Origin of the sequence: Nostoc sp. DedQUE04 (assembly GCF_034530995.1) — a bacterium.
In the GTDB taxonomy this organism is placed as follows: domain Bacteria; phylum Cyanobacteriota; class Cyanobacteriia; order Cyanobacteriales; family Nostocaceae; genus Nostoc.
The window spans coordinates 116,437-128,071 of the sequence record NZ_JAVRCA010000001.1 but is presented as its reverse complement, the minus strand read 5'-3'; the positions used below and the strand labels follow the sequence as shown (position 1 = coordinate 128,071).

Genomic DNA, 11,635 nt, shown 5'->3' with positions numbered 1-11,635 from the left:
GGACTGCTGGGTTGTTTTGCCATTTCATGGTCTAAACTTGAAATAATAATAGAAAAATGCTTGCTAGTGGTAACTAGAGTGAGATAATTATTCTGTGGAACTGGAATATTGGTAAAAATCCAATAACCAAAAGACCTGACCGATTTAAGAATGCGATGAATATTGCTAGTGTCACAGATTGAACAGAGGAAATGATTGTGGCACTAGAAGCTGGAATGAGTATCGTTTTTAGATTTTAAGTTGGTAAGCAATCCACAATCCACTGATGCTATATAGAAGATTTGGACGCACAGAATTACAGATGCCAGTGTTTTCCTGCGGTGGCATGAGATATCAGTTCAAATGGGAGGATGTTCCCAATCATGAAATTCCTGCTGATAACCAGGCAAACTTGGAAGCGACTATTAGAAGGGCAGTCGAGGTTGGGATTAATCATATTGAAACTGCCCGTGGTTATGGCACTTCTGAAATGCAATTGGGGAGAATATTGCCCAAGTTTCCCCGCGAAAAGTTGATTGTTCAGACAAAAATAAATCCAAAGGCAGATGCGAAAGAATTTCGGGAGACATTTGAACAATCTTTGAAAAATCTTCAGCTAGATTATGTTGACCTTTTAGGGTTGCACGGCATTAATCATCCTGAGTCGTTAGATGAAAGCATCCGTCCTGGCGGCTGTTTGGAAGTAGCGCAGCAGTTGCGAGCAGAGGGAAAAGTTAGATTTATTGGCTTTTCCACACATGGCTCGACAGATATAATCGTGCAGACAATTAATACCAATCAATTTGATTACGTGAACCTGCACTGGTACTACATTAATCAATGGAATTGGGCGGCAATCGAAGCAGCTAAACGCCACGATATGGGGGTGTTTATTATTAGCCCATCTAATAAAGGAGGTTTGTTGTATGAGCCTCCACAAAAATTAGTAAATCTTTGTGCCCCGTTGAGTCCAATGGTGTTTAATGATTTGTTTTGTTTGAGTCATCAAGAGGTACATACCCTGAGCTTGGGAGCAGCAAAACCACAAGATTTTGACGAACACCTGAAGACTTTAGAATTAATAGATCGAGCATCAGAAATTTTGCCACCAATTTTAGCAAGATTGGAAGAAGAAGCGATCGCAATTTTGGGAGAAGATTGGGTAAAATCCTGGGAAACAAATCTACCAACCTTTGACGAAACCCCTGGTGAGGTAAATATTCGGGTGATTTTGTGGCTGCGAAATTTAGCGATCGCCTACGATTTAGTAGACTACGCTAAAATGCGCTATAACCTGCTTGGCAATGGCGGTCACTGGTTCCCCGGCAACAAAGCCGATCGGCTAGATGAATTAGATTTAGGGAAATCTCTTACCCGTAATCCCCACGCCGATAAAATCCCCCAACTCCTGAAACAAGCTCATCAGATGTTGGTGGGTGAAGAGGTCAAACGTTTATCTCGCACTTGATAAATTGCGTAAATCGGGCATGGGTTATGGCGTATGGTAAATAGTAAACGATAATTATTAATGCCCAATGCCCAATGCCCAATGCCCAATGCCCAATCCTAATCAGATTTTTTCGTATCTGCTGATTTAACTGCCTTCGGTACGACTAGCACCTTATCAACGCGATTACCATCCATATCCATTACTTCAATTCGCATACTTTGCCATTCAAAATGATCTGCTGCGGCAGGAATACGACCTAAATGGGTAATCACAAAACCACCTAATGTTTGATAACTACCGCGTTCCTCAGATTCCCACTCTTCCATCCCAAAAAGTTCCAAAAACTCCTCTACAGGCAACATCCCATCCAAAAGCCACGAACCATCTTCGCGTTGTACAGCTTGTGGTTGATCTTGTCCATCCGTTGAAGGAACGTCACCTACGATTTCACTCATGATGTCGTTGAGAGTGACTAATCCTTGAATTACGCCGTATTCATCCACTACCAGCGCCATGTGAGTGATAGTTTGCTTGAACAATTCCAAAACTTTCAAGCCACGGGTGCTTTCTGGCACAAATACAGGCTGTCGCAATCCGATAGTTAAGTCTAGTGGTTCCCCTCGGAAACTCCTGGCTAATAAGTCGGTGACAGGGATAACACCCAGCACATTGTCAAGTCCTCCCTGACAAACTGGATACCGAGAATAAGCACTATCAACCATTTTTAGGCGATTTTCTTCGGCAGAGTCGTCTAAGTCTAGCCAAACAATATCAGGACGGGGTGTCATTAAGTAACTGACAGGGCGATCGCCTAAACGAAAGACTCGCTCTACCATATCCTGTTCAGCTTCCTCAAAGGTTCCCGCCTCTGTGCCTTGCTCGATTAAGATTTTAATTTCTTCTTCGGTGACTTGCGGCTCAGTAGAAGCTGTAATTCCTAGCACTCGCAGGATCAAATCTGTAGAAGCACTTAATAGATATACCATTGGCGAAGCGATCGCCGATAAGGCACGCATTGGAATAGCTACAGTCGATGCAATTCTTTCTGGGTTGTTTAATGCCAGACGCTTTGGTACTAATTCACCAACAATCAGTGACAAATAGGTAATGATTAAAACCACTATTCCAAAAGATATCGGTTCGCTATAAGGTGCTAACAAAGGTACAAGTCGCACATAGACTGCCAGCCGATTGGCAATTGTTGCTCCTCCAAAAGCACCAGTTAGGATACCGATCAGGGAAATACCCACTTGAACAGTTGACAGGAAATGATTTGGAGACTCCGCTAATTTCAATGCTGCCATTGCCTTGACATCTCCTTGATTGGCAAGCTGTTGTAACCTTACTTTCCGTGCCGAGACAATCGCCATCTCAGACATAGAAAACACGCCATTGGCAATAATTAGCACCAAAATGATTAAAATTTCAAAAGTGATGGAGGACATGTTTAAAATTGCCGCTTATCAGAGCAAACGTAGCTCAATCCTTAGTATCTAGTATTAAAGGTGCTTCGATAAATACTTTGACTATACACAAAGTAGTAGTTATAGTTCTTAAATTTATTAGTCACTGTGCATTATTCTTGCACCTAAAGAATAAGAAAGCTGTTAACACTTTTAAAATAGTTGACATAAACTGCCTCAAGATTTGCTGATCCACAAAGACTCCCATCGCTAGTAGTACTTATGTCATTTTCTTCTATTGTGCGTGCCTTAGGCCGATCGCCGCTCACCACCGAATTTATTTCTAAGCTGAATCGACAACAAGAATTGCGGTTAAATGGCATTCCCAGGCTGCCCAAGACTCTAGTGGCTTCGGCATTAGCGCAGTCTCAGGGTAAAGATTTGTTTGTGGTTTGCGCCACCCTAGAAGAAGCTGGACGCGTTTACGCACAACTGGAGGCAATGGGATGGCAAACAGTACATTTTTACCCTACCTCCGAGGCTTCTCCCTACGAACCTTTTGACCCGGAAACTGAAATGAGTTGGGGGCAAATGCAGGTTTTAGCAGATTTACTCAAAAATCAAGAGTCATTAGTCATTAGTCAGTTGTCATTAGAAACAAACCAAGAACAAATGACAAGGGACATAGACGCGCCAGCGGCTTCCCGCAGGGTAGGACAAAGGACAAATTTAGCGATTGTGGCTACTCAAGGGGCGTTGCAACCTCATTTACCACCACCAGAAGCTTTTGGGCAATTCTGTCTTACCCTAAAAAAAGGGATGGAATTAGACCTGAATAGCTTCAGTGAAAAAATAACTATTTTGGGCTATGAAAGAGTTCCTTTGGTGGAAATGGAGGGGCAATGGAGTCGGCGGGGCGATATTGTTGATGTGTTCCCGGTTTCCTCGGAATTTCCAATCAGGTTGGAATGGTTTGGTGATGAAATCGAGCAAATGCGGGAATTTGACCCAGCAACCCAACGTTCCGCCCTCGACAAAGTTGACCAGTTAATTCTTACCCCCACTAGCTTTACTCCTATCGTGATGGCTGCACTGAAAAATAGTGCTGAGTTTGGAGTGCTGAGTGCTGAGTTAAATTCTGACTCAGAACTTAGCACTGCGAACTCATCAATGTTGGAGGGTAGCCGTCGCTTTTTGGGGTTAGCGTTTGAGCAACCAGCATCTCTGCTAAACTACTTAGCAGAAAATACCCTGATTGCCATTGATGAGCCAGAACAGTGTCATGCTCATAGCGATCGCTGGGTAGAAAATGCCCAGGAACAATGGGGAATGGCGTATGGGGAAGAATCTACTCCTCTAACATTGCCGAAAATTCACCGTTCGTTTGATGAGTGTCTAGTTGATGTTGCCAGATTTAAAACATTATATTTATCGGAATTGTCAGAGGAAAATGATGGGATCAATCTTGCCAGCCGTCCTGTTCCAGTCACGCCACACCAGTTTGCTAAACTAGCTGAAACCATCCGCCAAGAACGCGATCGCAATTTCTCGATCTGGCTGCTTTCTGCTCAACCTTCACGTTCTGTCTCGCTGTTACAAGAACATGATTGTCCGGCTCAGTTTATCCCCAATCCCCGCGACTACCAAGCGATTGATAAGCTGCAAATTAACCATACTCCCATAGCTTTAAAATATTCTGGGCTTGCGGAACTAGAAGGTTTTATTCTGCCTACGTACCGATTAGTAATTGTCACAGATCGGGAATTTTTTGGGCAGCATTCTTTGGCGACTCCCGGCTATATCCGCAAGCGCCACAAAGCGACATCTAAACAAGTCGATCCCAATAAGCTGCGTCCAGGCGATTATGTAGTTCACAGAAATCATGGTGTTGGTAAATTTGTCAAGCTGGAAAGTTTGACGATTAATAATGAAACCCGTGATTATTTGGTAGTGCAGTATGCTGATGGCTTACTCCGAGTCGCAGCCGATCAAGTAGGTGCTTTATCCCGGTTCCGTGCCGCAGGTGATAAAGCACCGGAACTCAACAGGATGACTGGTAAAGCTTGGGAAAATACCAAGAATAAAGTCCGCAAAGCGATCAAAAAATTGGCGGTGGACTTGTTGAAACTGTATGCAGCGCGATCGCAACAACAAGGATTTAGCTTTCCAAGTGATATGCCTTGGCAAGAGGAATTAGAAGATTCTTTCCCCTACCAACCCACAACGGATCAACTCAAAGCTGTACAAGATGTAAAACGCGATATGGAAAGCGATCGCCCAATGGATCGCTTAGTTTGTGGCGATGTCGGTTTCGGAAAGACGGAAGTGGCGATTCGTGCTATTTTCAAAGCAGTCACCGCCGGTAAACAAGTGGCACTCCTTGCGCCAACGACTATTTTAACACAGCAGCATTACCATACACTCAAAGAACGTTTTGCACCCTACCCTGTGAATGTCGGTTTGCTCAACCGTTTCCGTTCCGCCGAAGAACGCCGTGATATTCAAAAGCGATTGGCAACAGGTGAATTAGATGTAGTAGTTGGTACACACCAACTTTTAGGTAAAGGCGTGACATTCCGGGATTTAGGACTGTTGGTAGTAGATGAAGAACAGCGATTTGGGGTAAACCAGAAAGAGAAAATTAAAAGCTTGAAAACTCAAGTTGATGTGCTTACCCTCTCAGCTACCCCTATTCCCCGAACTTTGTATATGTCCTTGTCGGGAATTCGAGAAATGAGTTTGATTACCACACCACCCCCAACTAGACGCCCGATTAAAACCCATCTATCACCGATAAATTCCGAAAGTATCCGCACTGCAATTCGTCAAGAATTAGACAGAGGTGGACAAGTATTTTATGTAGTTCCACGAGTAGATGGAATTGAAGAGACAACAGCCAATTTACGAGAAGTAATACCGGGGGCTAGGTTTGCGATCGCTCACGGTCAAATGGATGAAAGCGAGTTAGAATCAACCATGCTCACTTTCAGTAATGGCGATGCAGATATCCTTGTTTGTACGACAATTATTGAGTCTGGCTTAGATATTCCGCGAGTCAACACGATTTTGATTGAAGATGCTCACCGCTTTGGATTGGCACAGCTGTATCAATTACGCGGTCGTGTGGGACGTGCAGGGATACAAGCTCATGCTTGGTTATTTTATCCGAAGCAACGGGCATTATCTGATGCGGCACGGCAACGATTACGAGCAATTCAGGAATTTACTCAGCTAGGTTCTGGGTATCAGCTAGCAATGCGCGACATGGAAATCAGAGGCGTGGGTAACTTGCTAGGTGCAGAACAATCCGGTCAAATGGATGCCATCGGTTTTGATTTATACATGGAAATGCTTGAAGAAGCAATTCGGGAAATCCGCGGACAAGAAATTCCGAAAGTGGAGGATACCCAGATTGACCTCAACTTGACAGCATTTATTCCGGCAGATTATATCACCGATTTGGATCAAAAGATGAGTGCATATCGGGCGGTAGCGACAGCTAAATCTAAATCAGAATTAAAGCAGATTGCAGCCGAGTGGAGCGATCGCTATGGTAGTTTACCAGTGTCGGCAAATCAACTTTTGCGAGTTATGGAACTCAAACAACTAGCGAAAAAGCTCGGATTTAGCCGGATTAAACCAGAAAACAAGCAGCACGTCGTTTTAGAAACGCCAATGGAAGAACCTGCTTGGAATTTGTTAGCGGCGAATTTACCAGACAATCTCAAGACGCGCTTTGTGTATTCTCCGGGGAAAGTGACTGTGCGCGGATTAGGAGTTTTTAAAGCAGATCAACAATTGCAAAATTTGATTGATGCTTTCGGGAGAATGCAAGGTGCGATTCCAGAGGCGGCTGTTGTTTGATTGGGATAAAAAGATTAGTCATCAAGTGAAAACATATCTCAGACTTGCTGAGAAGTAGTTTAAAGTAAAATAAGGTGTTCAAAGCATAGACAATCACGAGCAATTGAAAAGAGTGTAAACATGGAAACTACAACTAAAAGGCAAGCGTTAATCAAGGCTATTAATGAACAATTAGAACTGGCTTATGACGATACATTGCAAGAAATTTTATCACTGTTGAAAATCCGTAAGCAGGAAGACGAGTCCGACGAAAGAGACTTTGAAGAGGGATTAAAAGATATCGCAGAAAATGGTACTTTAACTTGGTCAGAACATCAGCAAAAAACTGCATGAGCTACCGAGTAGAAATTTCCAAAAATGCATCTAAACAACTCAAAAAATTACCCGTAGATATTCAAGAAAGACTAGAGAGCAAAATTCAACAATTAGCTCTTGAACCTCGCCCTGATGGTGTCGGCAAATTAAAAAATGGTGAAAATCGTTATCGGATCAGAGTAGGCGATTATCGGATTTTGTATCATATTTACGATGATGTCTTAGTAGTAACCGTTGTCAGAGTAGGGCATCGTAGAGAAGTTTATAAAGATGATTGACGCTTGAGCAGGCAAGAATTTCATACCCAGCCCTTTGAGTCTAGTTAGTAAAATTAAAGTAAATATCAACCCAACTTCAACTCATGATAAAAACTGTCGAAGGCATTTATCAGGATGGAGAAATTCACCTCACCCAGCTACCGCAAGATATTAGCGATCGCTCCCAAGTTCTCGTCACCTTTCTAGATCCTGGTAAAATCGACTCCAGTAAATTACGCCAACTGATTGATCAGTTAGAGACAATTGTTGGTATTGGACAAGGTTTCGAGGAACTCAACGCTGGTCAAACTCGCCCCATTGGGGATTTTGTCCAAGAAATGCAGCAAAAGTATGGCATTTCAGGTTGAGATAACCTAGAGAAGTTACAAGGTGGAGTTTAGGATTTAAAGGCGATCGCTATGGTACTTTACCAGTATCGGCAAATCAACTTTTACGAGTCATGGAACTCAAATAGTTAGCAAAAAAACTCGGATTTAGTCAGATTAAGCCAGAAAACAAGCAGCACATTGTTTTAGAAATACCGATGGAGAAACCTACTTGGAAGCGATCCCAAGATAAAATTGCGTTCTTTAAACTTTAGTTTGGTAGGATATGAGGTTATCATCCTCATCTGAGGTGATAATAAATAGTTCAACGCCTTCAAGAGGTTTAGGAGCAATGGGATACCTATTTTTAGTTTTGTACTGTTTTGATCCAATTTCGTTTGTATAAAATTCTCCCATCCAAGTGTCTACAGCAATAGCAAAATTCCTTATTTCATCATGGTCATGTTGGTTTTTGTTTTTATTAGACAATCTCTTAAAAAAAGTTTTAGATATCTTCTCACTAACTTGAGCAAACGAAACACAAGCTCCTCTTTCTGGATTTATTATCAATGCATACAATGCATCCAATATTCTTGATGCTTGTTCTCTAGCGCGAATGTATGTAGGATAAATTTTAGGATGATACGGTTGCTCCGGTTTCGGACGGTAACAGAATACCTCAAAGCCTGAACAAATTATTTTAGGATCTTTATTTTCAAGATGTAAGTTGTTCAACATCTCCTTCAATCCTGAATCCTTAAAGGTGATCATTTCAGCATAAGTTGCCTCAGTCTCGAAATCTACTTTATGGATGCAAACCATCATGATAGGTTGATGCTGCCAAACAATAAGCCCTACTTCGTCACTCCTAATTATTTCACCAACGAATAGGCAAAGGCTATTCATAAATCCTTCTGTGGTACTAGTGTCTAGCACTTTGCTATAAGCCCATTTAATATCAGTCACTTTAATTGTTTTATGCACAGCTAATGGTTCCCCTAAGCCAAATCTTGTTAATGTTCTATTAACAATAATATATTTTAGGCTAACAATACCGAAAAATTTATGTGCTAAAAAGTAGTAAGTAGTGGCTAAAATAAAGAAGAACTTTTAGTTTTGTCCATGTCTTCTCCACAGACTCCATCTAGTTCTTCTTCATCCAAGATACAACTGACACCACGCGAAAAGGCAGAGAAAGTTCTAGCAGCAGTCTTAGCTCCTATTGATGTCTTTGGCAAAGCTTTGATGGGCGACCTATGGAAAAATTTTTACGAGTCCGTACAGGATGCGATCGCACTGAGTCTATTACTCCAAATTCCGAGCTTAATTGGAAAATGGATTTTGGGTAAAGAGTTCTCAGGGTTTGATGTATGTATGCAAGAAAGCCCATTTGGAGTTAACCGCTATGCCTGTTTTATTATTGTTATTTCCGACTTTTGCCTTTGGATTGTTCTAGCAGGTAGAATAATAAGCCGCTTTCTGTCAGACCTTAACCAACTTCTTGCAAAGAAGGGAGGTAAACGTGCCGGCAACCCCTAATTTATCAATGGTTACAAAACTTCAAGTCAACCTGAAATCATTAGTCAAGCAGGTGACATTAGTTTTTCTAGGGTTTGTAATCTTGTTGTTAGTAACCGGAGGTCGTCTACCTTCCTCTTGGTTAGCTATGTACATTTTTATTGGAGTTCTTTTTGTTGCCTGGGATGAGTACAAACGAAATTTTCACAGTTCAGAAGCAAGTAAACAACTTTTTGAGTTAACTCAAGAAGAATCAAATCAGCATTCACAACCTTTAATAACTAAAGATTTTCAATTGGCAATACTCCAGCGCAGTATCCATGAATGGAATGCTTGGAGACAACAAACACCAATAGAGATCCAGTTAAGTAAAGTAAATCTCCGTGGAGCTAACTTATCTGAGGCTAATCTCTCTGGGGCTGACTTTCGCGGAGCCAACCTTCGCGGTGCGAATCTTGGCATGGCTGACCTTCAAGATGCTGACTTTCGAGATGCCCACCTTAGTAGAGCCAACTTTCAGGGAGCTAATCTGAACGAAGCCAACTTCAGCAGAGCTAATCTGAGCGAAGCCAATTTTAGCAGAGCTAACCTGAACGAAGCCAACTTCAGCAGAGCGCATCTAGGCGGAGCCGATTTTAGTGAAGCGGATATCAATGAAGCCAACTTCAGCAGAGGACATCTCAGTGAGGTCAACTTTAGTAGATCCCATCTTAATGAGTCAAATTTTATTGGGGCTGACCTCAGCGGAGCCGACTTCACAGGAGCTAATTTCAGCGAAGCTAACTTTCTTGGGGCTGACCTCAGCGGAGCTAACCTCCATGAGGCGAACCTTAGCGGAGCTAAACTTTACAGGGCTGATCTCTGTGGGAGCAATCTTCTAAATACCATCCTTAGCTATGCAAACCTTATTGGAGCTAACCTTAGTGAGGCTGACTTCACCAATACTGTTGTAGAAAGCACTATCTTTGGAGAAAATCGTGGCTTAACAGAAGAAGATAAAGCTAATCTACTTGCCCGTGGAGCTATTTTTCGGAACTCACCTGACTCAGATGTTCCGGCTTCTATGAGAAGGTAATATTAACCTCCACTGCATTATTAGTGATCGCAAACAATCCCAACAGAGTGCAAGCAGAGATAATTTATAGTATGACTTTCGTAACGATTAACAGCTATAACTGAGCTACTTGAACAAGCGATCGCTAAACTAAAAAATTTACCTGCCAATGAACAAGATGCGTAGGCGTAGCCCGCCGTAGGCATCGCGACAATGATTTTAGCAGAACTAGAAGATGAACGCCGTTGGGATGAAGCTTTTGCCCGTTCTCCAGATATGTTTGCCAAACTTGCAACCGAAGCGATGGCTGAATACCGTGCAGGTAAAACCCAAGAGTTAGATCCAGATACATTCTGAAGTCACGTATAACCGCTCGGTTTCGTCAAGGGTTTGCTGATTGATCTACCTGAGCAAGTTCAAGAGCAAACGCGTGAGGCATACCGCCTCTTCAAACAAGATCCGAGTCATCCAAGCTTGCGCTTCAAAAAAGTTCAACAGAACTACCAATTTATTCAGCACGGATTAGCAAAAATTATCGAGCGGTTGGACAGTTAGATGGAGATACCGTTATTTGGTTTTGGCTTGGTTCACACGCAGAATATAACAAGTTGCTCTCTCAGTTGTAGCGACACAGTGCGCTCGCATACCCAATTTGGATTAAAAGATGGGTGCTTACTGTGCGCAAACGGTGGCGAAATCTAAAGCAGAATTAACGTAGATCGGATTCGATTAAAGTGATCGCCCTTTTTTTATACAACAAGCGATCGCTTTTTTATCTCTCAAAATTTTGATACTATATATAGTATCATTTCTCAATGAGCAAATTAAGAAAATTAGTAGATCAGTTCCTAAAACGACCTCCAGAAGTGCGGTTTCAGGAAGTTTACTATCTATTGGAAGCTTTTGGCTTTGAAGAGAAAAGGTCTAAGGGTAGCCATCATAGCTTCCGAGACTCCCAAGGTAAAACCATCACTGTACCCAAAACAGGAGGACAAAAAGTTAAAGGAGTCTATGTACAGCAAATAGTTGAACTATTAAATTTAGAAGAGTGGATTGATGAAGACACTGAACCAGAAGAACCAGCAGATTGAGAAGCCATCCTTAGAATATTATTTAAATCTTCAGTACCCTGTAACACTTTACCCTGACCCAGAGAATGGATATGTAGCTCAAATTAAAGATTTACCTGGATGTCTTACCCAAGGCGAAACTCTTGAAGAAACAATGGCAAATCTCAATGAGGCACGGGAATTGTGGATTGAGACAGCTTATGAAGCCGATGATAATATTCCCTTACCAAGTAGTAACGATAGCTATAGCGGTAAATTACTAGTACGGATGCCGAAATCTTTACATCGACGTTTAGCTGAGACTTGTGAACGGGAGGGCGTTAGTCTCAACCAGTATATTGTGTCTTTGCTGAGTGCAGTAACATAATTAACAGCTAAGTAATCTTAGTAAAGTTCCAT

Annotated in this window: 11 protein-coding genes and 2 pseudogenes; 11 read left to right on the top strand and 2 right to left on the bottom strand. The window is 42.1% G+C overall.

Going from position 1 to position 11,635, the window contains the following annotated elements:
- Positions 1–265 precede the first annotated feature (265 nt).
- On the top strand, positions 266–1,447 hold the full coding sequence (locus RM049_RS00600; protein ID WP_322702809.1) for an aldo/keto reductase: 1,182 nt from the start codon (positions 266–268) through the stop codon (positions 1,445–1,447).
- Positions 1,448–1,545: 98 nt separating this feature from the next.
- Here the strand turns inward: RM049_RS00600 and RM049_RS00595 are convergent, their stop codons facing one another.
- On the bottom strand, positions 1,546–2,874 hold the full coding sequence (locus RM049_RS00595; protein WP_322671717.1) for a hemolysin family protein: 1,329 nt from the start codon (positions 2,872–2,874) through the stop codon (positions 1,546–1,548).
- 240 nt (positions 2,875–3,114) lie between these two features.
- Here RM049_RS00595 and mfd point away from each other — a divergent pair, with 240 nt between their 5' ends.
- The 5 genes and pseudogenes from mfd to RM049_RS39175 form a co-directional block, all read left to right on the top strand.
- On the top strand, positions 3,115–6,696 hold the full coding sequence (gene mfd, locus RM049_RS00590) for a transcription-repair coupling factor (protein WP_322702808.1): 3,582 nt from the start codon (positions 3,115–3,117) through the stop codon (positions 6,694–6,696).
- 120 nt (positions 6,697–6,816) lie between these two features.
- The gene (locus RM049_RS00585; protein WP_322702807.1) at positions 6,817–7,029 is read left to right on the top strand and encodes a hypothetical protein; all 213 of its coding nucleotides are present in this window, start codon (positions 6,817–6,819) and stop codon (positions 7,027–7,029) included.
- Positions 7,026–7,289, top strand: a complete 264-nt coding sequence (locus tag RM049_RS00580) for a type II toxin-antitoxin system RelE/ParE family toxin (RefSeq protein WP_322702806.1) — start codon at positions 7,026–7,028, stop codon at positions 7,287–7,289. Before RM049_RS00585 ends, RM049_RS00580 begins: the two co-directional genes overlap by 4 nt.
- An 83-nt stretch (positions 7,290–7,372) precedes the next feature.
- Positions 7,373–7,636, top strand: a complete 264-nt coding sequence (locus RM049_RS00575) for a hypothetical protein (RefSeq protein ID WP_322702804.1) — start codon at positions 7,373–7,375, stop codon at positions 7,634–7,636.
- A gap of 44 nt (positions 7,637–7,680) precedes the next feature.
- Positions 7,681–7,830 (top strand): annotated as a pseudogene (locus RM049_RS39175) (TRCF domain-containing protein); the annotation flags it as partial.
- A gap of 28 nt (positions 7,831–7,858) precedes the next feature.
- Here RM049_RS39175 and RM049_RS00570 read toward each other — a convergent pair.
- Positions 7,859–8,578, bottom strand: a complete 720-nt coding sequence (locus RM049_RS00570; RefSeq protein WP_322702803.1) for a hypothetical protein — start codon at positions 8,576–8,578, stop codon at positions 7,859–7,861.
- 138 nt (positions 8,579–8,716) lie between these two features.
- Between RM049_RS00570 and RM049_RS00565 the strand changes: the two genes are divergently transcribed.
- The 5 genes and pseudogenes from RM049_RS00565 to RM049_RS00540 all read left to right on the top strand — a co-directional run bounded on the left by RM049_RS00565 (position 8,717) and on the right by RM049_RS00540 (position 11,603).
- Positions 8,717–9,133, top strand: coding sequence for a hypothetical protein (locus RM049_RS00565; protein ID WP_322702802.1), 417 nt, complete (start codon positions 8,717–8,719; stop codon positions 9,131–9,133).
- Positions 9,134–9,140: 7 nt separating this feature from the next.
- Entirely contained in the window at positions 9,141–10,187 is a 1,047-nt protein-coding gene (locus RM049_RS00560) for a pentapeptide repeat-containing protein (RefSeq protein ID WP_322702801.1), read from the top strand.
- 96 nt (positions 10,188–10,283) lie between these two features.
- A pseudogene (locus tag RM049_RS00555) lies at positions 10,284–10,523 on the top strand (hypothetical protein).
- A gap of 458 nt (positions 10,524–10,981) precedes the next feature.
- Positions 10,982–11,257 carry a type II toxin-antitoxin system HicA family toxin gene (locus RM049_RS00545; protein WP_180277449.1) on the top strand — a complete coding sequence of 92 codons (276 nt, stop codon included), beginning with the start codon at positions 10,982–10,984 and terminating at the stop codon, positions 11,255–11,257.
- Positions 11,223–11,603: a type II toxin-antitoxin system HicB family antitoxin gene (locus RM049_RS00540; RefSeq protein WP_322702800.1), complete on the top strand. Its 381-nt coding sequence runs from the start codon at positions 11,223–11,225 to the stop codon at positions 11,601–11,603. The genes RM049_RS00545 and RM049_RS00540 overlap by 35 nt, the downstream gene beginning before the upstream one ends.
- The last annotated feature ends 32 nt before the right edge of the window (positions 11,604–11,635 follow it).

Coding starts and splice junctions, on each gene's coding strand:
- RM049_RS00600 (WP_322702809.1), top strand. CDS start 266: ATGCTATATAGAAGATTTGGACGCACAGAATTACAGATGCCAGTGTTT.
- RM049_RS00565 (WP_322702802.1), top strand. CDS start 8,717: ATGTCTTCTCCACAGACTCCATCTAGTTCTTCTTCATCCAAGATACAA.
- RM049_RS00580 (WP_322702806.1), top strand. CDS start 7,026: ATGAGCTACCGAGTAGAAATTTCCAAAAATGCATCTAAACAACTCAAA.
- RM049_RS00595 (WP_322671717.1), bottom strand. CDS start 2,874: ATGTCCTCCATCACTTTTGAAATTTTAATCATTTTGGTGCTAATTATT.
- RM049_RS00585 (WP_322702807.1), top strand. CDS start 6,817: ATGGAAACTACAACTAAAAGGCAAGCGTTAATCAAGGCTATTAATGAA.
- mfd (WP_322702808.1), top strand. CDS start 3,115: ATGTCATTTTCTTCTATTGTGCGTGCCTTAGGCCGATCGCCGCTCACC.
- RM049_RS00540 (WP_322702800.1), top strand. CDS start 11,223: ATGAAGACACTGAACCAGAAGAACCAGCAGATTGAGAAGCCATCCTTA.
- RM049_RS00545 (WP_180277449.1), top strand. CDS start 10,982: ATGAGCAAATTAAGAAAATTAGTAGATCAGTTCCTAAAACGACCTCCA.
- RM049_RS00575 (WP_322702804.1), top strand. CDS start 7,373: ATGATAAAAACTGTCGAAGGCATTTATCAGGATGGAGAAATTCACCTC.
- RM049_RS00560 (WP_322702801.1), top strand. CDS start 9,141: ATGGTTACAAAACTTCAAGTCAACCTGAAATCATTAGTCAAGCAGGTG.